This is a genomic window from Anoxybacillus sp. MB8 (genome assembly GCF_011006755.1).
Lineage (GTDB): Bacteria > Bacillota > Bacilli > Bacillales > Anoxybacillaceae > Anoxybacillus > Anoxybacillus gonensis.
Genome location: NZ_RXXX01000042.1, coordinates 1 through 25,549 on the forward strand (window position 1 = coordinate 1; position 25,549 = coordinate 25,549).

The following is a 25,549-nucleotide window of genomic DNA, read 5'->3' on the forward strand; positions in this document are numbered from 1 at the left end:
ACCGTGATCATTTGTGATTTTCAGACGTTTCATGCCATTTCCGCTCCTTTTATACGTGGGTATTTAGGAGCAGTATAACCATAGAAAAAGGTGTTCATACAGAAGTCATTATCTTAAAGTGCATGTATATAGTTGCTGCAGAAAAAATTGAGAAGTACACCCAAGGGCTTTCTTATGATGATTTTCTAGATAATGACTTAATATCAGATGCGGTCATTAAAAACATATTAGTAATCGGTGAAGCAGCTAAAAACATTCCAGAAGAAATTAGACAGGCATCCCCGCATATCGAATGGAGAAAGATGGCTGGTATGAGGGATATGATGATCCATGGTTATTTCTCCATTAATTACCGAATTGTTTGGGATGTTGTTCGAAATAAGATTCCTAAGCTAAAACAGCATGTTGAACAGTTGTTAAATAAAAATTAATCTTCAAATGTTATGCACGGTTAAAAGCCCCCTCCAGTCTTTTTATTTGGAGAGGGCGCCTTTTCTTACTCCCCTTTATTCGTTGTATCGTTCGGATCTGGCGTATAGCTTGATTTGTAGTCTTTGTATTTTAGTTCTGTCACCATTCCTGCGGAAGCGTGATGTAAGTCATGGCAATGGAACATCCAATTTCCCGGATTGTCTGCTTGAAATGCGATGACATATTCTTCTCCAGGGTTTATATTCAACGAATCTTTGATCAATGGAGAGCCTGTGACTGGCTTCCCGTTTTTGCTTAATATTTGGAAGAAATGGCCGTGTAAATGCATCGGATGGACGTCCATTGGCGAGCTGTTCACTAGTTTTACTTTGACAACATCGCCTTTTTTCACGTTGATTGGCGCTGTGTTAGGATACGTTTTTCCATTGATCGTGAACACCATCCCATTTTTGTCCATAGCCGTTCCTAAATCCATCGTGTACTCTACATCGTACGTTTGGTCTAGCGTAAATGGCCCTGTTTTGTATTTTCCGTACGTTGTGATATCGACAACAGGAAGCGTTTCTTTAGCATTTGTTTTGTCCGTCTTGTTTGTTTGGCCTTCGTATTGAATGTTTACTTTCATGCCATCAGTACCTTTCATATCTCCATGGCATTCTAATAACCATTCTCCTGGATTATCGGCGATAAACTCAATATCGTAACGCTCACCTGGAGCGATATTCAACAGTTCATCTTTGATTGGTTGCGGATCGTTTAATGGCTGTCCGTCTGTTGCGACAATTTTAAATGAATGTCCATGCAAATGGAGTTTATGAGACATGTACCCTGCGTTGATGAGGCGAAGCCGCACTTTTTCGCCTTTTTTCACTTTCAGTGGTTCAATCGCTTGGCCGCTTTTTCCGTTAATCGTGAAAATATCGTACATACTCATATCATGCATCATCGGGCTATTGCCGTGATGCATATTTGTATGATTGGCTTGTTCCGTCGTTGATGCTTGTTGTTGGCTCATCCATTCATCTAATACGAGCGTGTAATCTCGATCGACTTGTTCTCCTTCTTTTGGTTCAACGATCAATGTACCGTATAATCCTTTGTCCACTTGCTCGGCACTTTTTTGATGCGAATGGTACCAGTACGTTCCAGGTACAGTCGCTGTAAATTCGTACGTAAACGTTTCCCCTGGTTTAATGGCATCCATTGTCACCCCAGGTACACCATCTTGATCATTAGGGACAGGATAGCCGTGCCAATGAATGGCGGTCGGTTCAGGCAATTCATTTTTAAAAACAATTTTTACTCGCTCTCCTTGCTTTACGCGAATTTGCGCTCCTGGTACCGATCCATTATACGTGTATACCGGGAACTGGACTTGATCGTTGATTTGCAATAATGTTTCCTTCGCAGTCAGATGAATTTCTTTTCCGGATAGCGCCTCTGTATCATTTGCCAAAGGCAAATTCTCTTTATTGGAAGTTGTTTCTTTTTTCGTATGCATGTTGGACATATCGTGTCCTTGCATCGAATTAGAGCAAGCTGCACTCAGCGCAATGACTCCTACCAATACGGTTCCTAACCATAATTTCTTCATCGCTTTCCCTCCATAAACTTGTATCGTAACATCATCATAAAAAAGAAATGTGCAAAATGTATGGAGAAAAGCTTATAAAGACAGTGGTCAAAATTTATGGTATAGTCTTTTGTGTGAATGAGAGTTTTTGTTCATCATTTCTCCACATTTTATTGTTTAAATAAAATAACAAAAACGAAACAGCAAGTTCAATCATTCTCATGTGCAAAATGACGACTAGATGGAGGAAACTGTAGGATGTGTGGTTTTGTTGGCTATATTTCTGATGTCCCGAAAGAGATAAATAGTAACTGGAAAGAAACGTTCCAAAACATGAACGATCTGATCACTCATCGTGGTCCTGATGATCATGGCTATTTTTTTGATGAATACGTCAGTTTTGGGTTTCGGCGGTTAAGCATTATTGATCTTGAAAATGGACATCAGCCCCTATGTTATGAAAATGAGAGATATTGGATTATATTTAATGGGGAAATTTACAACTACGTCGAGTTGCGTGACGAATTAATCAAGAACGGGTGTTCGTTTTCTACCCATTCTGATACAGAAGTGATCGTTGCTTTATATAGTATTGAAAAAGAAAACGTAGTAAATAAACTTCGTGGCATGTTTGCATTTGTTATTTGGGATAAACAAGAAAAAGAAATTTTCGCAGCACGTGACCCGTTCGGGATTAAACCGTTTTTTTATGTAGAAAAAGAAGATCATCTATTTGTCGCTTCCGAAAAGAAAAGTATCTTATATGCTCTTGAACACGACGAACTAAATCATGAAGCTTTGCAACATTATTTAACTTTTCAATATGTTCCAGAGCCATTGACGATGTCCGTTCATATTCGCAAGCTAGAGCCTGGACATTATATGAAGAAAAAACTAGGAGAGAAATTAAATATCCAGCGCTATTGGAAAGCTACATTTCATCCGACGAATCAATCGGAAAGTGAACTTGTCAAAGAAATTCGACAAGCGTTGTTTGATTCGGTAAGTATTCATATGCGTAGCGATGTTCCGGTCGGCTCATTTTTGTCAGGAGGAATTGATTCTTCCCTCATTGTAGCTATTGCGAAACAATTTCATCCGCATATCAAAACATTTTCAGTCGGATTTGCGAGAGAAGGATTTAACGAAATTGATGTAGCAAAAGAAACGGCAGAAAAGTTAGGGGTTGAAAATATTAGTTACGTCATTTCTCCGGACGAATATGTGGAGGAATTGCCGAAAATTATATGGCATATGGACGATCCATTAGCAGATCCGGCAGCTGTCCCTCTTTATTTCGTAGCAAGAGAAGCGAGGAAATATGTAACCGTTGTTCTTTCTGGTGAAGGAGCAGATGAATTGTTTGGGGGATATAACATTTATCACGAACCAAAATCTTTACAAATATTTGAACGAATGCCGAATTTCATACGCTCCATTTTAGCAATGATCGCAAAAGTATTGCCAGAAGGAGTAAAGGGAAAAAGTTTTATTGAACGCGGGATTACCCCAATCGAAAAACGTTATATCGGCAATGCGAAAATGTATAGTGAACAGGAAAAAAAGGAGTTGCTGAAAGCATACGATCAACATATAGCATACACAAACATTACCGCGCCGTTTTACCATGAAACAGAAGGATATCCTCCGATCAATCGGATGCAATATATTGATATTCACACATGGTTGCGAGGCGATATTTTATTGAAGGCAGATAAAATGACGATGGCACATTCTTTAGAATTACGCGTTCCTTTCCTCGATAAAAAAGTATTTGAAGTCGCCGCAAAAATTGCTCCGGAAATGAAAGTGAAAAATAAAACGACAAAGTATATTTTGCGGAAAGCAGCAGAAGGGATTGTTCCAGATCATGTTTTACATCGCAAAAAGCTAGGCTTTCCTGTTCCCATTCGGCACTGGTTAAAAGATGAAATATATGACTGGGCGAAACGTACGATAAAAGAAAGTGAAACAGATTATCTATTCCATAAAGACGTATTGTATCGTCTGCTAGAGGAACATCGTCAAAACAAAGCAGATCATAGCCGAAAAATATGGACCGTACTTACTTTCATGGTTTGGCATCAAGTGTATGTCGAGAAAAAATATCACTTTATGAATGAAGAAGAAAAAAGAAAACTGTTCGTGTAAATGAGTCATGTTCGGAGCTCCTGTTTTACCTAGGGGCTCTTTTTTTAAAAGCTTTATTGTTTGTTTATTGTGTTCTGTGCGTACAATAGCATAAGAAAGGGGAATATGAAAATGAAAAAATGGATCGTTATGTTAATGAGTTTTCTTCTTTCTGCTTGCAGTGTATCGAAAGCAGAGAAACAATATGCGTATAAAGAAGGAGAGCCTATCGCATACGAATTAGTTACAGCCGAACAACTTCCACAACATGTGAAAGCGTTGTATGAAAAACAGCATAAACAATTTCAAACGTATGCCGTTCAACAAGAAGGTGTGACGTATGTTGTTATTCATCTTGGTGAAAGAAGGACGGGCGGATATGGGATTGAAGTCATCGATGTGCGATACGAAAAAGGGAAGGCGATCGTCTCGTATAAAGAGCGAAAACCAGCGCCAAATGCTATTGTTACGCAAGCGCTAACATATCCGAAAGTGGCTATAAAAATAAAAACAACGATCCTAGTAGAAATAAACAGCAAATAGCTCTATGTGTTGTGCATAGAGCTATTTGCTTGCTGAAATGCCATCCGCCACAATCCATCCTGACAATGCACAGCCGAGTGAGCCTGCGCCAGGAAATACCGTGTCTCCGCAAAGCCACAATCCTTCAACATTTGTTTGCGGTGAATACGTAGACAATAAACTGAAAACACCGTTTGGAATATATCCTCCTACCTTTCCGAACGCCCGATGAGTAAAACGAGAAAATGTCACAGGTGTGCCGACTAATTGAACATGTATATTCGTTAAAGGGAATGTTTTGTAGACACGTTGCAATATTTGTTCTGTAAGCATCTTTTTCTGTTCATCATACGCATGACGATCCCACCAATGAAGTGGTTCGGTATGGGTCGAAATCGTTATGGAACGTTTTCCTACAGGCGCCATTTGTCGATCGAACGGTGCGGAAGCGGACAATAAAAATTGATTTCCTTCACTCATCGGCTTTGTTTGATCAACAATAAATTGATGGTATAAACGATCTGATGGTAAATTGTCATCAATGCCAAGATAAATTGTAAATGCTCCCCAAGCTGGGCGCTTTTTTTCCTTTTCTTCACGAATCGAAAATATGCGTTTTATTGAATCGTCTAAAATGGAGAAAATACTATGCAGAGAGCCATTAAATACAACGTGTTTCGCTTCATATGTTTGTTTTCGATTCGTCGTCACAAGCCAATGACGTTGTTTACGAATGGATACGACTTTTTCACGCATCCGTTGTTCTCCGCCAAGCTGTTTGTAACGTTCCGCAAGCGCATGAACAACGTTTGCAAGCCCTCCCTCAACGTAAAACGCTCCGCGATGAAATATGCTTAAGGCGACGGCGCCAAGCAAAGCGGGACAACGCTCAATCGTTGTTTGCACACTGTCAACGAGTTGGCCGTTTAAAAAAGCGATGAACGTTTCATCACGAATGCCGTAATGTTGGAGTCGTTTCGCAATCGATTGAAACAAAAATGGTGTTGCGCTTATTAGCTTGCGATCTGCTTTTTGCATCGCTTGAAATAACTGTTTGATCGTTTTGGGAGGAACGATCGGTCGTTTATATACAAACGAAAGCATCGCATCCGCCAGAGAAAACATCTCTTCAAAAAAGCGAACAATGGCTGCGCTATCTTTTGGAAACTGTCGGGCAATTTCGTCAAACCAACGTTCTTTTTGTTGGTAATATCGAATCGTTCGTTCCGAAAAATGTACGTCCATGATCGTATCCAATAAATGAACAGGAGGGGGAGATATGTCGAGTTCATGAAATAGTTGTGAAAATACGCCGCCTTCTTCAAATCCCATCCCAAGTGTAGCGCCTGCTTGAAAACGAAACGACTGTCGCTCGAACTTTCCTGCACATCCACCGAGTTCGCTGGCAGCTTCGATCGAGAGTGTGCGATATCCTTTTTTTGCAAGCAGCGCACTTGCGGTCATCCCTCCGAATCCTGTTCCAACAACAATGACATCGTACAATATGTTCACCTTCTTTTTTCTTTTTATTATACAATTATTAAACAAATATTGTACAATAAAAACACGTAACATATGAAAGGGTGGGATATATGCAGACAGCTGTTGTTTGGTTTCGCCGAGATTTTCGATTACACGATCATACAGCGCTCGTTCATGCGCTTCGTTGGGCGAAAGAAAGGGAAGGAAAGCTTCTTTTTTTCTTCCATTTTGATCCTTATTTCGCGAAAGAGCGAACGTATCATCATGAATATTTTTTTCAAACAGTTGAGCGGTTTCGCCAGTCATTATGTGAATACGGCATTCACATGCATGTATTGTACGGGGATACGGATCAAGTGTTTACTCGCCTCATTTATCATACAAATATGCGTGCGATTTTTTTTAATAAAGACGAAGTTGGACGCGGAAAAGAGCGGGATGATGATGTTCAGGCGTTGTTACAAAGGCATGGGGTGGAAGTGTATACATATGATGATGCGCATATGCATGGGGCATTTGAGGTACGAAAAGCAGATGGAACGCCTTATAAAGTATATACACCATATTACCGCGCATGGCGAAAACGTCCGAAACGTTTTCCACTTTCAGTAGACATCGATTTGTTACGTGCTCATATGTTACATATCACGCCGCTCTCCGAACAAGATGAGCGTATGTTTACGATGTGGCTTGCGCAATGTACGAAACGTTGGGAACATACGAGCGAACAAGACGCTTTACATGTTTTACAGCAGTTTATCGATACGGCACTCCCATCTTATCATCGGAAACGAGATATTCCGAGCGTTACAGGAACAAGTCGTTTATCTCCACATATAAAAACCGGGACGATTTCTATTCGCACCGTTTTTCATGCGGTTGCGCAACAATTTGGCAACGGTTATGACGAAGCGGTAGAAACGTATATAAAAGAGCTAGCTTGGCGTGATTTTTATCATATGATTTATGCACATTTTCCGTTTACAAAGACGGAAGCGTTTATTGAAAAGTATCGCCATCTTCCATGGTTGCGTGATCACGAACGTTTTGAAGCGTGGAAAGAAGGAAAAACAGGTTTTCCGTTCGTCGATGCAGGGATGCGCCAGTTGAAAAAGGAAGGATGGATGCACAATCGTCTCCGTATGGTCGTTGCTTCATTTTTAGCAAAAGATTATTTGATTGATTGGCGCATGGGTGAACAATATTTTCAGCACATGTTAATCGATTACGATGAAGCATCAAATATCGGGGGATGGCAATGGGCTGCTTCTGTCGGGACAGATGCTGTACCGTATTTTCGCGTCTTTAACCCGATTGAACAGTCGAAAAAATTTGACCCAGACGGCACGTATATTCGCACATATGTACCAGAACTTTCTTCTCTCCCTTCGGCGCATATTCATGAGCCATGGAAAAGTAACATAAAAGTCGATTACCCTGCGCCGACAGTAGACCATTCATTACAACGCCAACGTGCGATTGCGTTGTTTCAAATGAATGAACGATTATAGCCTACTTGATGAAGTGGGCTTTTTTGCTTTAGTTAAATCATGAAGGATTATAAATTGTAAAAAAAGAATAGAAATAAAGAGCGTCTATCCTTCAGCGTTGTTATGAGCCGTTTTGATTGAGGGAGATGAGAAAGGGGGAGAACAATGATAGAAAAAAAGAAGCTTTACATTAACGGAGAATGGGTAGAAGCAGAGTCGTACGCTGAACTTTTGGCGCCATATGATGGGGAAGTATTGGCACACATTCCAATTGCGACAAAACAACATGTCCAACGGGCGATTGCGGCAGCGGATGAAGCGCGACGAACGATGGCGAAGATGCCTGCACATGAACGCGCGGCCATTTTAGAGAGGGGCGTGACGTTATTGCAACAGCGTGCGGACGAAGCGGCTACGATCATCGCGAAAGAAGCCGCAAAGCCAATCACAACCGCCAAAGCGGAAATAGCGCGGACAATTCAAACGTATAAATTTGCGGCGGAAGAGGCGAAGCGAATTCATGGGGAGACGATTCCACTTGATGCTGCGCCAGGCGGGGAACATCGTGTCGCTTTTACGGTCAGAGAACCGATTGGAGTGATTGGAGCGATTACCCCGTTTAATTTTCCGATGAATTTAGTAGCGCATAAGCTAGGCCCTGCGATTGCATCTGGAAATACGATCGTATTGAAGCCTGCGAGCCAAACGCCACTTTCTGCGTATTTTATCGCGGAGTTGTTTGAACAAGCAGGATTGCCAAAAGGGGCACTCAATGTCGTGACAGGCAGCGGAAAAACAGTTGGCGATCAAATTGTGACAGATCCGCGTGTTCGCATGATCACATTTACAGGAAGTCCTGAAGTAGGAATCGCTATTCGCAACAAAGCTGGCTTAAAACGCGTGACGCTAGAATTAGGGTCAAACTCAGCCGTCATTATTGATGAACAAGTGGACGTTGATCGAATCATTCCGCGATGCGTTGTCGGTGCTTTCTCGTTCCAGGGACAAGTGTGTATTTCCTTGCAACGTATTTATGTGCATGAAAAACGGTATAAAGAATTCGTCGAAAAGTTTGTGGCAGCGGTGAAGCAGTTGAAAGTTGGTGACCCGCTTGATCCGAAGACAGACGTTTCGGCTCTTATTTCTGGAAAAGATGTGGAGCGTTCGTTACAATGGATCGAGGAAGCGAAACAAGGAGGCGCTACCGTTGCAATCGGTGGGGAGAGACAAGGAAATATATTGTTGCCGACAGTCATTTTAGACGCATCACCAACATTAAAGGTATCATGCCAAGAAGTGTTTGCACCGATTGTGTTGATTAATAAAGTTTCATCTGTCGACGAAGCGATTGAGCTTGTCAACGATTCGCGCTACGGGTTGCAAGCAGGCATATATACAGACAATGTTCATACCGCATGGGAAGCGGCAGAGAAACTACATGTCGGCGGGGTGCTTATTAATGACATTCCAACGTTTCGTGTCGACCATATGCCGTATGGCGGGGTAAAAGAAAGCGGATTTGGGCGCGAAGGTATTCGATACGCAATAGAAGAAATGACAGAGTTAAAGCTTATTATTTTCAACCGAAATCGGTAAAGAGTGCACAATCGAACAATTTTGGCTCTTGTCGTCTGAAACAAGAGCCGTTTTCGTTCAGGTGCGCGAAGGATGGATGAGTGCAAGGAAGTAATACATAAAAGGGGGACTTCCATTGGACATTTTTATCCGCATTGTGATTGATGTCATTTTACCGCTGTTTTTGTTGATTGGTGCAGGGGCGTATTTGCATCGATTGTTTCATTTCGATATGAATACGTTGTCAAAAATAACGACATATTTTTTGCTTCCGGCAGTTGGGTTTGTAAACATTTATGAGAGCGACATAACAAGTGATGTATTGTTGAACATCCTCTTTTTTCTCGTTCTACAAAATGGGACGCTTATTATGCTTAGTGCGATGATGGCAAGATGGCTAAAGCTTGATCGAAGTTTAGGGGCAACGTTTCAAAATACAATGGTGCTTAACAATTCTGGTAATTTTGGTATCCCAGTCAGCCAACTTATTTTTCGCCAAGAGCCACTAGGTTTGTCGATCCAAATTGTCGTAACGATTTTTCAAAACTTTTTAACGAACACGTATGGATTGTTTCAGTTTATTTCTGCAAGTGAAAAGAAAGGGAAAATGACTCGAGAATTTTTAAAAAACCCGATTATTTATGCCCTTATTTTTGGTGTTGTTTTCCGAGTTTTTCATATTTCTGTACCATCGTTTCTTTGGCAGCCGCTTGAGCATGTCGCTGATGCTTTTTTAGCGATTGCTTTGTTGACGTTAGGTGCTCAACTTGCTTATATGAATATGAAACGTATTCCGCGTCTCATGTTTATAACGATTGGTAGTCGGCTAATTCTCTCTCCTTTCATCGCTTTTTTAATCATTTTGATTTTACATATAAAAGGAATTACAGCCCAAGCGTTGCTTATTGCGAGTGCATATCCTTGTTCGCGAAATACAGCGTTATATGCGCTAGAATACAATCATCATCCCGAATATGCAGCCCAAGCTGTATTTTTATCTACTTTGCTTAGTCCGGTGACAGTAGCTAGTGTCATCGGTATAGCGCATGTTTATTTTTAACCCACATGCCAAAGGAGCCCACCGTTTATGGTTCTTTTGGCATAGGTTTGTTTTATGGTTTCATGATAACAGGAACCCACAATTCATTTTCCGGATGGTGAGTTGGCGGATAATAACATTCGATACAAGGAAAATGAGCGAGCTTATATTGAGAAGCAGGGAGCCATTGCGAATATAATTGCTGCCACGCTTCGTCAATATTTGGAATAACCGCCCATGTATCATGCGAAATCGTCATTCGTTCCATGTTTGACACTTCTCCGTCATAGCGTACCCCCATGAAGTAAACAAACTCCTCATCTGTGATTGTTGCATCTCTTCCGCAAACGCCTAACAGTCCTTCAAGTGTGCACTTTGGCTGTTCCCATGACAAATCAATAAGTTGTTGCATCAATCCATTCTTCTCGGCATGAGCCCAAAGTGAAGGAATCGTTTGAAATGCTTCGTTTGTTTTTACGCGGTACCCTTTTCCTACTAGTGTTAATTCAAATGGGATCGTTTCAATTTTATACTCCATTTCGTTAGCTCCTTTTGTTAAATTTATGGACATTTTTGCATGAGTTGAAATTTCTCACCTTTTTATATTAACATAAAAATCCAATATGAACTTTTAATTTTTTCAGCAGGTGTTGCATGATATGGAATAATATCGTTCCATTTTTTCGTTTTATTGTTGTTGGGATGAGTAATCCCTCATAGCACTTTATGTGCCGTATGTGACAAATATTTGGCTATAGCGTAGGAGTGATCAATAGCTACATATGAAATTGAGCGTGGACGTTTCGATCAGCGGGAGGGGGAAAAAACAATTTGTTCGCTTTTTTCTCGTAAACCTCTGTTCTCTTATCGTGACGATCATGATGTTGCATCGTTTCAGTGAAATGTTTCCGATTGCTTTAAACAAAACGATAGCGACAATGATCAGGATAAAATTGGTTCGACAAGTCGTATGTGGGTGTTTTCTGAAAAAGCATGTTGTGAAGAAAAGTAACACATATTTCAAAATATTAAGAAAAAATAGTTGTTTTATTCACTTCTTATGTTATATTTATGTTATTAAATATAACATAAGGGGGCGTGTGTATGTTTTTGATAAAGAAGAGATTGAAAGTGGAAGAAGCTGGAGAGGAGAAGTCGAGTGAAATACTAAGTCAAATCGAAGTGGCGGTTGATCAATTAAAAGCGGTTGTTGAACAAATGAAACTAGCTGCTAGTTCACTTGATCATACGTCTAATGCAACGCAACAAAGTACGTTCCAACTTGTTGACCATTTAGAAAAAACAGTAAGTTATACGCTGCAAGTGGAAGAAAAAACGAAAGTCATCGAGTCGTCAGCATTGAAAGTTTCCGATGTTTCCCGTCGCATTCATGAGTACAGTGAAGCGTCCTATAATGAGCTTATTGTGGCATGGAATTCATTACAAAAACTTCAACTTGACATGGATGAGTTGCGAACGAGTCATTATGCTTTACTTAGTCAGATGGAGTTGTTAGTTAAGCAGTCACAAGAAATTCGCCACATTTTGTCAACGATTGCTTCAATTTCTCAAAAAACGGGTATTTTAGCCTTGAATGCAAATATTGAATCGGCACGCGCCGGGGAGCACGGTAGAGGCTTTTCGGTTGTTGCAAATGAAGTAGGAAAATTAGCGAATCAAACATCTGTGGCAGTAGAACAAACGCGAAATATTTTATCTTCTATCCAATCGGGGATTCATTCGACGATGAGAATGGTAGAAGTAGAAAATGAGCAAATCGAGAACGGATCAAGCGAAATGAACCGTGTATTATCTCTTATGGTTGGGTTTAAAGAACGGTTGCATGATATGACTGCATTGGCCCACGAATCGGCACAATCTGTTGAAGGGCAGACAGCGAGTGTACAAGAAATTTCAGCTTTGCTTGCATACATTTCAGCGATGGCATCAGAAAATAAAAACTATGCGCACGAAGTAGCGAAACATATGGATATACAGCATAAAAATGTCGAACAAATGTTAAAAGTGAATGAAGCGATTGAAAAAACATCAAATGAATTACAAGTCATGATGAAAAAAGATGACCATGAACGAACGTTCTCTATGGACTTGCGTGTCATTGAACGAATGAAAGAAAAACTTACATCATTTGTACAATCTTATCCGTTTGATCGTTTGGATGCGAGTGAACATGAAGTGTATTTAAATGAATTTTTACACGTAAACGAAAATGTCGAGGCCGTTTGGTCAAATCGAATCGACGGAACATTTATTTACTCAAATCCTCCAGCAGGTCTTGTCAATGCCAAAGCTCGGCCGTGGTTTGTCGAGGCGATTAAAGGCAATGTGTACGTTTCTTCTGTATATACATCAGCGTTGACAAAACGGCCGTGTTTGACCATTTCAGCACCAATTGTTCAAGAAGGTTGTGTTGTTGGGGTTGTTGGTATCGATTTATCTGTGTAGTTATACAGTAAGCCAGCTAGCACATCAGCTGGCTTACTGGTATCGATCTAACATGGCGAAAAATTGTTTGACGAACTGATAAAATACGTTGACAGATGGTGCTAGATCGTGATTCGGTAAAATAATTCCGACGTTGCGACGAACGAGCGGAAGTTCGATCGGCACTTTCACTGTATAGCGTGGAGTTGTCTCATAAAACGTGCTTTCTGGTAATAAAGTGACGCCAATACTTGCTGAAACGAGCCCTTTGATCGCATCTAAATCTTCCCCTTCCGATGAAATAATTGGAGAAAAGCCTGCTTGTTTACAAGCATCTTCTACTATTTTTCGCAAAATAAATCCTTCTGGAAACATGACGAATGGCTCGTGTCGCAATTCACTTAGTGCAATGCTTCGTTTTTGACTAAGAGGATGATCTTTTGGAATGAGCGCTGCGAACGACTCTGTAAATAAAATATCCCCTCGAATACCTTTTTCCTCTGTTGGAACAGGACCTAAAAAAGCTAAATCGATTTCTCGCTTTTTCACCGCCTCGATTAAAAATTTATACGACCCTTGGCGTAAATGAAAGGAAATGTGTGGATGTTGTTGTTTAAACGTAGAAATGACCATCGGCATCGTATAGCTAGCGAGACTTGTTGGGAAGCCGATTTTAATCGTTCCGCGTTCTGGATCTAAATATTCCTCAATTTGTTGTTTCGCATAGTCGATCGCTTTTAGTGCTAATTCAATATGTTGTAAAAAGTGACGCCCGATCGGTGTTAATTTCACATTCCTTCCTTCTCGTTCAAACAGCTTGACTCCAAGCTCATCCTCCAAATTGGCAATTTGGCGACTGATGGCGGATTGCGCAACATGCAATGCTTCAGCAGCTTCTGACACATGTTCCCGTTTCGCAACTTCCGTGAAATAAACGAGTTGTCTTAATTCCATATTTTCTATTCCTTTCCACAGTTCTCAAAATGAGATGAATGTTATCTAAATTATATATTGTTTGTATGATTATTGAAATCTACAATTATACATACATGATGACGGAATGGGGGATTCACATGAGAGGTTTACCAAGAGCGCAAGGATTGTACTGTCCGCAGTTTGAACATGATGCATGTGGGATCGGTTTATATGCTCATTTAAAAGGTGAAGCGTCCCATCATATTGTAAAGCAAGGTCTTCATATGCTACGGCAATTAGAACATCGTGGCGGTCAAGGAAGCGACCCGCAAACAGGTGACGGGGCTGGAATCATGGTGCAAATTCCTGATGATTATTTTCGGGACGTTTGTTCATTTTCGCTTCCTCCGAAAGGACGTTACGGAGTTGGGATGATTTTCTTTTTTGAGCATAGCGAGCAAAAAAGAATGATGTTAGAGCATCAAATTTCTCATATCATCCATGAAGAAGGACAAACGTTACTCGGATGGCGAGATGTGCCCGTTGATGTCGAAAAACTCGGAACATTAGCAAAAAAAAGTCGTCCGTTTATTCGCCAGCTTTTTATTGCAGCGAGCGATGAAGTGACAGATGAACAACACTTTGAGCGAAAGTTATATGTCATTCGTAAACGAGCAGAAAAAGTCGTAAAAAACAATGAATATTATTTTGCGAGTTTATCAAGTCGCACGATTGTTTACAAAGGACTAGTTACTCCGGAGCAGTTAGATGCCTTTTATATCGATTTACAAGATGAGCGATTTCGTTCTGCGTTTGCGCTCGTTCATTCTCGCTTTAGTACAAATACATTTCCAAGTTGGGAGCGCGCGCATCCGAACCGTTATTTAATCCATAATGGAGAAATTAATACGTTGCGTGGCAACATTCATTGGATGATGGCACGGGAGAAGCAATTTACGTCACATGTTTTTGGTGAAGATTTACAAAAAGTGCTTCCGATTTTAGATACGAACGGAAGCGATTCATCTATGCTTGATAATGCGTTTGAATTTTTTGTGTTAGCAGGAAAATCGCTCGCTGAAACGGCGATGATGCTCATTCCTGAACCGTGGTATTGGGATGAAGAGATGGACGAGGATAGGAAGGCGTTTTATGAATATTACAGCTGTCTAATGGAGCCGTGGGATGGTCCGACAGCGATCGTGTTTACGAACGGAAAACAAATTGGAGGGATTTTAGATCGGAACGGTCTTCGCCCTGCTCGTTATTATGTGACGAAAGATGACTATATTATTTTTTCATCAGAGGTTGGAGTTGTTGATGTTGAACAAGAAAACGTCTTGTATAAAGAACGATTAAGCCCTGGGAAAATGCTTTTTATTGATTTCGAACAAGGACGGATCATATCAGATGAAGAAGTGAAAAAACAAATTGCTAATGAACGTCCGTATCGTCAATGGGTAAACGAACAAATCGTTTCAATTGACCAATTTACAACTGACGATGATGAACAAGTAATTGACGATCTCGTCACGAAACAAAAAGCGTTCGGGTATACGTATGAAGATGTTGAAAAAACGATCATGCCGATGGCGACAGATGGAAAAGATCCGACAGGGGCGATGGGAAATGACACACCGTTAGCGGTTTTGTCCGACCGGCCACAAAGCTTGTTCAATTATTTTAAGCAACTATTTGCGCAAGTAACAAATCCGCCGATCGATGCCATTCGTGAATATACCGTTACATCAACAGTGACGTTGCTTGGCAAGGAAGGAGATTTGTTAAATCTAGATGCGTCTGCTGCTCGGCGCATTCGTTTGCAGTCCCCGATTATTAGTGACAAACAATTAAGGGCAATTCGAATGAGTCCGTATCGCGAATTTGCTAGCGTCACGTTGTCAACGGTTTTTACAGATAACTTAAAAGAGGCGTTAGACGAATTATGTGAAGCAGCAGATGAAGCCATCGCTTCTGGTGTGACATTACTCATTTTATCTGATCGATCAATAGATGAACAACGTGTAGCTATTCCTGTCCTTCTTGCGGTCAGCGCAGTGCATCAACATCTTGTTCGAAAAGGGACGCGTACAAAAGTAAGCTTAATCGTTGAAAGCGGAGAAGCGCGTGAAGTACATCATTTTGCCGCGTTAATCGGTTATGGGGCAGATGCGATTCATCCGTATTTAGCATTTGCGACTATTCGCGAAGCGATCGAAAAAGGAGTGCTTCACTCCACATACGAAAAGGCAGTAGAAGCATATAAAAAGGCAGCGACGGATGGCGTTGTGAAAGTGATGTCAAAAATGGGTATTTCAACCGTACAAAGCTATCGTGGGGCGCAAATTTTTGAAGCGGTCGGTATTGGTGCAGATGTGATTGAGCAATATTTTACAGGAACAGCATCACAAATTGGCGGAATCGGTTTAGATGAAATTGCTCAAGAAGCAAAAATGCGTCATATGCAAGCGTTCCACACATCTTATGATCAAACATTAGATTCTGGAAGTGAATTGCAATGGCGTAAAAACGGTGAACATCATGCGTTTAATCCGAAAACGATTCATACGTTACAATGGGCATGTCGAAAAAATGACTACGAACTGTTTAAACAATATTCGAAAATGGCAAACGAAGAGCAAATGACATTTTTACGTCATTTATTTACGTTTGACGAAACGCGCACACCGATTCCTATTGAAGAAGTAGAACCTGTGGAAGCGATTGTACGTCGATTTAAAACAGGGGCTATGTCATATGGTTCATTGAGCGAAGAAGCTCATGAAACGCTTGCGATTGCGATGAATCGCATCGGTGGAAAAAGCAATAGCGGAGAAGGTGGAGAAGATCCGCGGCGTTATGTACGAGATAAAAATGGTGATTTTCGTCGCAGTGCAATTAAGCAAGTTGCATCGGGACGGTTCGGTGTAAAAAGTCATTATTTAGTCCATGCCGATGAGTTACAAATTAAAATGGCGCAAGGTGCAAAACCGGGGGAAGGGGGACAACTTCCTTCTAATAAAGTATATCCGTGGATTGGAAACGTGCGTGGATCTACGCCAGGTGTGGAACTTATTTCACCGCCACCGCATCATGACATTTATTCTATTGAAGATTTAGCTCAACTCATTTATGACTTAAAAAATGCGAATCGTCATGCGCGCATTAGTGTGAAGCTCGTTGCAAAATCTGGCGTTGGCACGATCGCGGCAGGAGTGGCTAAAGGTGGTGCCGATGTGATCGTCATTAGCGGATATGACGGTGGTACGGGCGCTTCGCCAAAAACGAGCATTAAACATGCCGGGGTTCCGTGGGAGCTCGGTTTAGCCGAAACGCATCAAACGCTTATGTTAAACGGATTACGAGATCGTGTTGTATTAGAAGCAGACGGAAAATTAATGACTGGTCGCGATGTTGTGATGGCCGCATTATTTGGTGCTGAAGAATTTGGCTTTGCGACGGCTCCGCTTGTCGTTTTAGGGTGTGTCATGATGCGCGTTTGTCATTTAGATACGTGCCCTGTTGGTGTAGCGACACAAAATCCGGAGTTGCGAGCAAAATTTACAGGGAAACCAGAGCATATCATCAATTTCATGTATTTTATCGCCCAAGAAGTGCGTGAGATGATGGCGCAACTCGGTTTCCGCACGATCGAAGAAATGGTTGGACGGGTAGATGTATTAAAAATAAGTGAGCGGGCGAAACGACATTGGAAAGCGAAACATCTTGATTTATCGCGCCTGTTGTATCAAGTGGACGGACCGAGAACATTTTCTAAACCGCAAAACCATCGTCTCGATGAAACGCTTGATCATACGATGATTTTGCCAGCGGTAAAGAAAGCGCTAGAAGATAAAAAACCGATACAGTTACATGTCCCGATTCGCAACGTTCATCGCACGGTCGGTGCAATGGCTGGGAGTGAAATATCAAAACGATACGGAGAAGAAGGTCTTCCAGAAGATACGATCCGGCTACATGTTCACGGCTCAGCCGGTCAAAGTTTTGCGGCGTTTGTACCAAAAGGAATGACGATGACGCTCATCGGAGATGCGAACGATTATGTCGGAAAAGGGCTGTCAGGCGGAAAAGTAATCGTTCGGCCACCGCATGAAGCGGAGTTTGCATGTAGTGATCAAGTCATTATTGGAAACGTGGCTTTTTACGGTGCAACAAGCGGTGAAGCGTACATTCGCGGTCGAGCTGGGGAACGTTTTTGCGTTCGCAATAGCGGAGTTGTTGCCGTTGTTGAAGGTGTTGGTGATCATGGCTGTGAGTATATGACAGGCGGACGTGTCGTCATCCTCGGTTCTGTTGGGAAAAATTTTGCCGCTGGAATGTCCGGTGGCATAGCATACGTACTTGCTGATGACGATGCGTGGAAAAAACGCGCGAACCGTGAACTCGTTTTATTTGAGTCGTTAGTAGATGAAAACGAAATACGAGATGTGCAACATATGATTATGAAACATTACGAATATACAGAAAGCCCGAAAGCAGCGTATGTGCTTGCAAATTGGGAACGAGTTGTGAAAGACATCATCAAAGTCATTCCGAAAAATTATAAGCTTATGATTGAAACGATTGAGGCGATGAAGCAACGCGGGCTGTCGCATGACGAAGCGGTATTTCAAGCGTTTGAAACGGTCGCAAGAAAAAAAGGTGTCGTCGCTGAAAAAGTGATCGAAGCGGTCGCGAAGTAAGCGATCGCTTCTGTAAAAAAAGAAAGGGGGAGAACGATGGGGAAAGCAACGGGATTTATGGAATATGTACGGGAGGAAGAAAAAAAGCGTGATCCGCTTTCCCGTTTACATGATTGGAACGAATATACGTTTCCGTTTTCAAATGAAACGTTAGCACGTCAAGGAGCGCGATGTATGGATTGCGGTACTCCTTTTTGTCATATGGGAATGGAACTAAATGGTTTAACATCTGGTTGCCCGATTCATAATCTCATTCCAGAATGGAACGACCTTGTATATCGTGGACGTTGGAAAGAAGCGTTTGAACGGTTAGCAAAAACGAATAACTTTCCAGAGTTTACGGGACGTGTTTGTCCAGCACCGTGTGAAGGATCGTGCACCGTAGCTATTTCCGATCCGGCGGTGGCCATTAAAGGAATTGAGCGAGCAATCATCGACAAAGCATTCGCAGAAGGTTGGGTTCAACCGCGCATTCCGAACAAGCGAACGGGAAAAAAAGTCGCTGTGATCGGCTCAGGGCCAGCGGGTTTAGCATGTGCAGACGAATTAAATCAAGCAGGTCATTTTGTCACTGTATACGAGCGTGCCGATCGCATAGGGGGATTATTAACATACGGCATTCCGAATATGAAACTTGGAAAAGATGTCGTCGAACGGCGTGTGCGCCTGCTTAGCGAAGAAGGAATTACGTTTATCACGAATACAGAAGTTGGAAAGCATATTTCCGTCGATGAGTTACAGAAACAATATGATGCGGTTGTTCTTTGTATTGGAGCGCAAAAACAGCGCGATCTTGTTATAGAAGGACGTGAACTAGATGGCGTTCATTTTGCGATGGATTACTTAACCCGAACAACAAAATGGTTGTTGACGGGGGAAAAAGAAGAAACGTTTATTGATGCAAAAAATAAACATGTTATCGTCATCGGTGGTGGAGATACGGGAGCTGACTGTGTGGCAACAGCGCTTCGCCAACAATGTAAAAGCGTTGTTCAGTTCGGAAAACACCCCGCATTGCCGACTGACCGTGCAAATGATAATCCGTGGCCACAATATCCGCTTATTTTTACCGTTGATTATGCATATGAAGAAGCGGAAGCGAAGTTTGGCACGGATCCACGTCAATATTGCATTCAAACGAAAAAAATCGTCGGTGATAATAGAGGGAACGTAAAAGAACTGCATACGATTCAAATGGAAAAAACAGTAGACGAACATGGGCGTATTGCATTTAAAGAAATTCCGGGTACAGAGAAAGTATGGCCGTGTGACATCGTGCTGATTGCCATCGGTTTTGAAGGACCAGAGCCATCGCTTTTACAACAATTTGGAGTAGAAACAGAAAACAAAAAAGTAAAAGCGTCACGATACAAGACAAATGTCGAAGGGGTATTTGTCGCAGGTGATGCAAGACGTGGACAAAGTCTTGTCGTCTGGGCTATTCATGAAGGTCGGGAAGCGGCGAAAGAAGTTGACGATTTCTTAGGGAAATGAATCATCTCCTCTTTTTGTGCATATGATTGTTGTATCATTGAAAAAAAGGAGATGATCTACTTGTCTTTTCCAAACATCCCTAATATTAAGCCGGACATTGATTTAGATGAAGAAGATGTGCTGTCGCTGTTGCTTGCATCAATCGCATTAGAGGAATTAAGTTTGGCGCATATTATGAATGCTGAGGCAGAAAAGTTGCAAGCCGTGTTAGGGACCCTCACAACGAGTGCAAGTGGGACGAAAGCACAGACGCTTCATGATTTATTGAAAGTCAACCGATCTGTTGAGCGAACGTTACGGACGGTGCTGAAAAATCAAATGTTACTTCAATTTAAGTTAGAAGATGTTAGCGATTTAATTCATCTTTTTCATGAACAAAAGCGAAAAAAACATAAAGATAAAATAGATTGCGATCAATAAACAACGGATTAGTCCCTTTGTCTACGATATTTGTAGATAGAGGGATTTTTATTTTTGGAATTGTCATTTTATTTAAAAAAGTGTTACAATGTTTAACAAGTTCAGAAAAGATGGAGGGATTTGCTTTGCGTAGCGATATGATTAAAAAAGGATTTGACCGTGCGCCACATCGTAGTTTATTGCGCGCGGCAGGGGTAAAAGAGGAAGATTTCAATAAACCGTTTATTGCGGTTGTCAACTCGTATATTGATATTATTCCAGGACATGTTCATTTACAAGAGTTTGGGAAAATTGTGAAAGAAGCGATTCGTGAAGCAGGCGGTGTACCGTTTGAAATGAATACGATCGGAGTGGATGACGGCATCGCGATGGGACATATTGGCATGCGCTATTCGTTGCCGAGCCGTGAAATTATTGCCGATTCTGTTGAAACCGTCATTTCTGCGCATTGGTTTGATGGGATGGTATGCATTCCAAACTGCGATAAAATTACACCTGGTATGATGATGGCTGCGATGCGCTTAAACATTCCAACCATTTTTGTAAGCGGGGGGCCGATGAAAGCAGGTGTGACAAGCGATGGGAAAAAAATTTCGCTCTCTTCTGTATTTGAAGGAGTGGGGGCGTATCAAGCAGGAAAAATTGACGAAAAAGGGTTACAAGAACTTGAACAGTACGGCTGTCCGACATGTGGTTCTTGCTCAGGGATGTTTACAGCCAATTCGATGAACTGTTTAGCTGAAGCGCTTGGTTTAGCTCTGCCGGGTAACGGTACGATTTTAGCCATTGATCCGGCACGAAAAGAATTTGTGCGCCGTTCGGCTCAACAGTTAATGTATTTAATCGAGCACGATATTAAACCACGTGATATTGTGACCGAAAAAGCAATTGATAACGCGTTTGCACTTGACATGGCTCTCGGTGGTTCAACAAATACGGTGCTACATACGTTAGCGATTGCGAATGAAGCAGGCATTCATTATCCGCTTGAGCGCATTAATGAAGTTGCGGCCCGCGTACCGCATTTAGCAAAACTTGCACCAGCATCGGATATGCATATTGAAGACTTACATGAAGCAGGTGGAGTGTCTGCCGTATTACATGAATTGTCCAAAAAAGAAGGCACACTTCATTTAGATGCGTTGACGGTCTCTGGAAAAACGCTTGGCGAAAACATTGCAGGGTGCGAAGTGAAAAACTATGAAGTCATTCGTCCGATTGACCGTCCGTATTCAGAAACAGGTGGACTAGCTGTATTGTTCGGCAACTTAGCCCCAGACGGTGCAATTATTAAAACAGGTGGCATTCAAGGAGGAATTACACGCCATGAAGGACCGGCGATTGTATTTGACTCTCAAGAAGAAGCACTTGAAGGAATTGCAGCAGGAAAAGTACAGCCGGGGCATGTCGTCATTATTCGTTATGAAGGGCCAAAAGGTGGACCGGGTATGCCAGAAATGTTAGCACCGACATCACAAATTGTCGGGATGGGATTAGGGACGAAAGTAGCGCTCATTACGGACGGCCGTTTCTCAGGGGCTTCCCGTGGACTATCGATTGGGCACGTATCACCAGAAGCGGCTGAAGGAGGCCCGATTGCATTTGTGGAAAATGGAGATCATATTGTGATTGATATTGTTAAACGAACAATTGATGTACATGTTCCAGAAGAAGAGTGGGAAAAACGAAAAATGAATTGGAAAGGGTTTGAACCAAAAGTAAAAACAGGTTATTTAGCTCGCTACTCGAAGCTCGTCACGTCCGCAAGTACAGGTGGAATTATGAAAATTTAAAGAATTTTGTCGAAAGGTTGTTCGTAAATGGAAAACAAGCTTCCGTTATAATGAAAGAAGTAAAACGATGATGGGAGTGAAAAAAATGAATACGCAATTCATTGCCGGTCATGCACGATTGCCTTCAGGAATGGCGGCAAAAAGCGTGTTTGATACGTTGACAATTACGGCAGAGGTAGATAAAAAGTACGGTGTCATCGTTGATGCTTCTTGTACGTTAGCAACAGAACACGGCCGTGATTATGTGGCGCGGTTGTTAAAAGGACATTCATTAAAAGATGGGATTGACGAGCCGCTCGCTCAATTACATGAAGGGTATTTAGGAAAAGCAAATCAAGCGTTATGCGCAGCATTAAAAGATTTGTATAAACAATATTGTAAACTAGAAGAAAAGATGCATGCAGAAAAATAGAAGGTGACACGAGCCACCTTCTATTTTTCTTCCCAAGCTGGAAGCATTTTTCGGAGCGGTTTATCTTGACGATAGCCAAGCACGTATTCCGCTTGCATAATCGTATGAATTTCGCGCGTTCCTTCGTAAATGACTGGCGCTTTTGAGTTTCGTAAATATCGTTCTACAGGATATTCATTGGAATAGCCGTAAGCCCCGTGAATTTGTACTGCGTCGTCAGCTGCCTTATTTGCAAAGTCGCATGCCATCCATTTCGCTAACGACGTTTCGCGCGTATTTCGTCTTCCTTTATTTTTTAAAAATCCTGCTTTATATACGAGCAAACGGCTCATTTGCAACCCTGCTTCCATGTTCGCAATCATTTGTTGTACGAGTTGATGGCGGCCAATTTCTTTTCCGAACGTTTTTCGTTCGTGACAATATTTCACGCTTGCTTCTAAACAAGCCATAATTAAGCCGCAAGCCCCAGCAGCAACAGTAAATCGTCCGTTATCGAGCGCGGACATCGCAATTTTAAATCCTTCTCCTTCTTCCCCGAGTAAATTTTCTTTTGGGACGCGGACATTGTCGAAAAATAGCTCACCTGTATTGCCTGCACGAATGCCAAGTTTTCCTTTGATGGCACGTGATGAAAAACCAGGCATCGTCCGTTCAACGATAAAAGCAGAAATACCGCGATGTTTTTTTGATTTATCTGTGTAAGCAAAAACGATGAAATGGTCGGCAATGTCACAAAGAGAAATCCACGTTTTTTGTCCGTTTAAAATGTAGTCATCTCCATCGCGTACAGCGGTTGTGGAAATAGCTGCAACATCTGAACCGGCGTTTGGCTCGGTTAATCCGAATGCCCCAATTTTTTCCCCTTTTGCTTGTGGCACGAGATATTTTTGTTTTTGTTCTTCTGTTCCCCATTGAAGTAGTGTTAAACTATTAAGTCCGATATGAACAGAAACTGCTGTGCGAAACGCAGTATCTCCACGTTCAAGCTCTTCACATACGATGGCTAGAGAATTGTAATCCATCCCCATTCCGCCGTACTGCTCTGGAATGCATACGCCCATTAAGTTTAATTGCGCAAGACGTTTTAAAATGTTTGGATCGAAATAGCCTCGTTCATCCCATTCTTTTATGTGGGGTAAAATTTCTTTATCAACAAATTTTCTTACAGTTTGTCGCAACATTTCTTGTTCTGGAGTAAAATCAAAGTTCATCAAGTTTGTTTCCTCCTTTAATAAATAAATCGTTATGTTCTCCTGCAAGGGGTGGTGCGAACCGATATGTGACCGGTGTGTGTGAAAACTTTAACGGTGTGCCGACAAGTTTTAACGCTCCAACATCTGGATGATTCATGTGGATAAGCATGTTTCGTGCGCGCGTTTGTGCATGTTGAAACACTTGATCGAGCGTATGCACAGGGCCGCAAGGAATGCCTTTTTGTTCAAACAATTGTTGCCATTGCGCGCGCGTTTTCTTTTTTAATTCGTCGTTTAACCGGCGATTTAGCTCGTGACGATGAGCGACTCTGCCGGCATTTGTTCGAAATCGCTCATCTGCACCGATCGATTGATCTTCTAGCAATTCGCATAGCGCCTGAAATTGCCGATCGTTTCCGACTGCGACAACAAACAAACCGTCGCTTGCTTCATATGTCGAGTATGGAACGATATTTGGATGATCGTTTCCTAACGGTTTTGGCACTTCACCGGACATTAAATAATTCGACGCAACGTTTACAAGTGCACTAATGGCACAATCAAATAAACTTAAATCAATTTTTTGTCCGCTCCCTGTTTTTTGTCGGGCGATGAGTGCTGCTTGTACGGCGATCGCTGCATACAGACCGGTAAAGATATCTGTGACCGCAACGCCAACTTTTAATGGTCCGGATTGTTCTGTCCCGTTAATGCTCATCCAGCCGCTCATCGCTTGAATAATATAATCATAGCCAGCTAAATGATGATACGGTCCTGTTTCACCAAATCCAGTAATTGAACAGTAGATGAGTTGCGGATTGATGGCTGACAGATCATCATACCCGAGCCCAAGCCGCTCCATCGTTCCGGTTTTAAAATTGTGAATGATGATGTCGGCTGTTTTCGAAAGTTGACGAATCGTTTCTTTTCCGCTTTCATCTTTTAAATTGACAGTTATGCTTCGCTTGTTTCGATTGACCGCTGCATAGTAGGCGCTCATCCCGTTTTGAAACGGTGGTCCCCAAAATCGCGTATCATCTGATCCACCAGGTGCCTCGATTTTTATGACATCTGCCCCGAGATCACCTAAAATCATTGTGGCATATGGACCAGCAAGAACGCGCGTTAAGTCAATTACTCGAATCCCATCTAAAGCTCCGGCCATTTGTTCACCTCCATTTTCGTAATAAAAAAGCCAGTCCCTCCCTACAACGTACAGGAAAGGAACTGGCATAAACGATTCGAGCGTGCCTTTCGAAAAGAAAGTCGGTCGAATCGGAACAGTTCTTTAACAAAAAAAGTTACGTTGCTACCCGAAGCCAAACGGTCAGTTGTTTGGTGGGGTTAGCTATTTTCAGTATAAAACAACACATTTATTTTGTAAATATTTTTTATTTTAAAAATAGTTTGACAAAATTAAAAAGATTGTCTTAAAATAAAAGCAAATAAGCAAAAACTGTGGAGCTTATTTTACTCGTCTGATCGGCGAGCAACGCATAAGCACCAGCCAGTTTAGTCATTGTGTCATCACGATGATTAAACTGGCTTTTTATTTGTCGAAGGAGGAGAGATCATGTCGAATTGGATGGAACGAAGAAGAGAAGCGGTTGCAAGAGCGCCATACAATGTGACGGAAATTTTTATTAAAGAAGCAAAAGGAGCAATGATTCGCGACATAGATGGTCGCGAATATATCGACTTTGCGGGGGGGATTGGTGTACAAAACGTTGGACATTGTCACCCAAAAGTAGTCGCTGCCATTCAGCAGCAGGCAGCAGCGTTTATTCATCCATGTTTTCACGTGACGCCTTACGAATCGTACGTGTTATTAGCAGAAAAACACGTGTGTTGATTAACCAATAATATCCATAAAAACATAGAAAAAAGAGCACTTTTCCTGTAGAATGTAAGTAACCACACAAACAATCCCA

18 protein-coding genes and 1 pseudogene are annotated in these 25,549 nt (G+C 41.8%); 13 read left to right on the forward strand and 6 right to left on the reverse strand.

Annotated features, from left to right (window positions below; all coding sequences use genetic code 11):
- The first annotated feature begins 122 nt into the window (after nucleotides 1-122).
- Nucleotides 123-431, forward strand: a complete 309-nt coding sequence (locus EKC99_RS12650) for a HepT-like ribonuclease domain-containing protein (RefSeq protein ID WP_163152155.1) — start codon at nucleotides 123-125, stop codon at nucleotides 429-431.
- Nucleotides 432-496: 65 nt separating this feature from the next.
- On the opposite strand, the gene EKC99_RS12655 is transcribed toward EKC99_RS12650, so the two are convergent.
- Nucleotides 497-2,026, reverse strand: coding sequence for a multicopper oxidase family protein (locus tag EKC99_RS12655; protein WP_163152157.1), 1,530 nt, complete (start codon nucleotides 2,024-2,026; stop codon nucleotides 497-499).
- Nucleotides 2,027-2,263: 237 nt separating this feature from the next.
- On the opposite strand from EKC99_RS12655, the gene asnB reads away from it, so the two are divergent.
- Both asnB and EKC99_RS12665 read left to right on the forward strand, forming a co-directional pair.
- Nucleotides 2,264-4,156: an asparagine synthase (glutamine-hydrolyzing) gene (asnB, locus tag EKC99_RS12660; RefSeq protein WP_075039345.1), complete on the forward strand. Its 1,893-nt coding sequence runs from the start codon at nucleotides 2,264-2,266 to the stop codon at nucleotides 4,154-4,156.
- A 111-nt stretch (nucleotides 4,157-4,267) separates the two neighbouring features.
- Nucleotides 4,268-4,678 (forward strand): protease complex subunit PrcB family protein, encoded by a 411-nt coding sequence (locus EKC99_RS12665; protein WP_240468878.1) that lies wholly within the window; start codon nucleotides 4,268-4,270, stop codon nucleotides 4,676-4,678.
- Between the two features lie 21 nt (nucleotides 4,679-4,699).
- On the opposite strand, the gene EKC99_RS12670 is transcribed toward EKC99_RS12665, so the two are convergent.
- Nucleotides 4,700-6,160: a phytoene desaturase family protein gene (locus EKC99_RS12670; RefSeq protein WP_075039347.1), complete on the reverse strand. Its 1,461-nt coding sequence runs from the start codon at nucleotides 6,158-6,160 to the stop codon at nucleotides 4,700-4,702.
- Nucleotides 6,161-6,249: 89 nt separating this feature from the next.
- Here EKC99_RS12670 and EKC99_RS12675 point away from each other — a divergent pair, with 89 nt between their 5' ends.
- The 3 genes from EKC99_RS12675 to EKC99_RS12685 all read left to right on the forward strand — a co-directional run bounded on the left by EKC99_RS12675 (nucleotide 6,250) and on the right by EKC99_RS12685 (nucleotide 10,264).
- Entirely contained in the window at nucleotides 6,250-7,650 is a 1,401-nt protein-coding gene (locus tag EKC99_RS12675; protein ID WP_163152159.1) for a cryptochrome/photolyase family protein, read from the forward strand.
- Nucleotides 7,651-7,794: 144 nt separating this feature from the next.
- Nucleotides 7,795-9,225 (forward strand): aldehyde dehydrogenase family protein, encoded by a 1,431-nt coding sequence (locus EKC99_RS12680; RefSeq protein ID WP_163152162.1) that lies wholly within the window; start codon nucleotides 7,795-7,797, stop codon nucleotides 9,223-9,225.
- A gap of 115 nt (nucleotides 9,226-9,340) precedes the next feature.
- Nucleotides 9,341-10,264 carry an AEC family transporter gene (locus EKC99_RS12685; RefSeq protein WP_009361421.1) on the forward strand — a complete coding sequence of 308 codons (924 nt, stop codon included), beginning with the start codon at nucleotides 9,341-9,343 and terminating at the stop codon, nucleotides 10,262-10,264.
- A gap of 52 nt (nucleotides 10,265-10,316) precedes the next feature.
- On the opposite strand, the gene EKC99_RS12690 is transcribed toward EKC99_RS12685, so the two are convergent.
- A complete protein-coding gene (locus EKC99_RS12690) occupies nucleotides 10,317-10,781 on the reverse strand; it encodes a GyrI-like domain-containing protein (protein WP_019417808.1) in 465 nt (154 codons plus the stop codon).
- Between the two features lie 566 nt (nucleotides 10,782-11,347).
- Between EKC99_RS12690 and EKC99_RS12695 the strand changes: the two genes are divergently transcribed.
- Nucleotides 11,348-12,709 (forward strand): methyl-accepting chemotaxis protein, encoded by a 1,362-nt coding sequence (locus EKC99_RS12695; protein WP_163152164.1) that lies wholly within the window; start codon nucleotides 11,348-11,350, stop codon nucleotides 12,707-12,709.
- Between the two features lie 33 nt (nucleotides 12,710-12,742).
- Here the strand turns inward: EKC99_RS12695 and gltC are convergent, their stop codons facing one another.
- Nucleotides 12,743-13,642 (reverse strand): glutamate biosynthesis transcriptional regulator GltC, encoded by a 900-nt coding sequence (gene gltC, locus EKC99_RS12700; protein ID WP_163152166.1) that lies wholly within the window; start codon nucleotides 13,640-13,642, stop codon nucleotides 12,743-12,745.
- Between the two features lie 119 nt (nucleotides 13,643-13,761).
- Here gltC and gltB point away from each other — a divergent pair, with 119 nt between their 5' ends.
- From gltB to EKC99_RS12725, 5 genes are all read left to right on the forward strand, one after another.
- Nucleotides 13,762-18,306: a glutamate synthase large subunit gene (gene gltB / locus EKC99_RS12705; RefSeq protein ID WP_240468879.1), complete on the forward strand. Its 4,545-nt coding sequence runs from the start codon at nucleotides 13,762-13,764 to the stop codon at nucleotides 18,304-18,306.
- A 36-nt stretch (nucleotides 18,307-18,342) separates the two neighbouring features.
- On the forward strand, nucleotides 18,343-19,800 hold the full coding sequence (locus EKC99_RS12710) for a glutamate synthase subunit beta (protein ID WP_163152168.1): 1,458 nt from the start codon (nucleotides 18,343-18,345) through the stop codon (nucleotides 19,798-19,800).
- A 60-nt stretch (nucleotides 19,801-19,860) separates the two neighbouring features.
- Nucleotides 19,861-20,220, forward strand: a complete 360-nt coding sequence (locus tag EKC99_RS12715) for an alpha-helical endospore appendage domain-containing protein (protein ID WP_163152169.1) — start codon at nucleotides 19,861-19,863, stop codon at nucleotides 20,218-20,220.
- Between the two features lie 110 nt (nucleotides 20,221-20,330).
- Nucleotides 20,331-22,013, forward strand: coding sequence for a dihydroxy-acid dehydratase (gene ilvD / locus EKC99_RS12720; RefSeq protein ID WP_039938584.1), 1,683 nt, complete (start codon nucleotides 20,331-20,333; stop codon nucleotides 22,011-22,013).
- Between the two features lie 85 nt (nucleotides 22,014-22,098).
- Nucleotides 22,099-22,425: a DUF3870 domain-containing protein gene (locus tag EKC99_RS12725; RefSeq protein WP_003395822.1), complete on the forward strand. Its 327-nt coding sequence runs from the start codon at nucleotides 22,099-22,101 to the stop codon at nucleotides 22,423-22,425.
- A 20-nt stretch (nucleotides 22,426-22,445) separates the two neighbouring features.
- Here the strand turns inward: EKC99_RS12725 and EKC99_RS12730 are convergent, their stop codons facing one another.
- Both EKC99_RS12730 and EKC99_RS12735 read right to left on the reverse strand, forming a co-directional pair.
- Nucleotides 22,446-23,636, reverse strand: a complete 1,191-nt coding sequence (locus tag EKC99_RS12730; protein ID WP_021095283.1) for an acyl-CoA dehydrogenase family protein — start codon at nucleotides 23,634-23,636, stop codon at nucleotides 22,446-22,448.
- The gene (locus tag EKC99_RS12735; protein ID WP_075039351.1) at nucleotides 23,626-24,783 is read right to left on the reverse strand and encodes a CaiB/BaiF CoA transferase family protein; all 1,158 of its coding nucleotides are present in this window, start codon (nucleotides 24,781-24,783) and stop codon (nucleotides 23,626-23,628) included. The genes EKC99_RS12730 and EKC99_RS12735 overlap by 11 nt, the downstream gene beginning before the upstream one ends.
- A 408-nt stretch (nucleotides 24,784-25,191) precedes the next feature.
- Between EKC99_RS12735 and EKC99_RS12740 the strand changes: the two are divergent.
- Nucleotides 25,192-25,458 (forward strand): annotated as a pseudogene (locus tag EKC99_RS12740) (aminotransferase class III-fold pyridoxal phosphate-dependent enzyme); the annotation flags it as partial.
- Nucleotides 25,459-25,549: the final 91 nt, after the last annotated feature.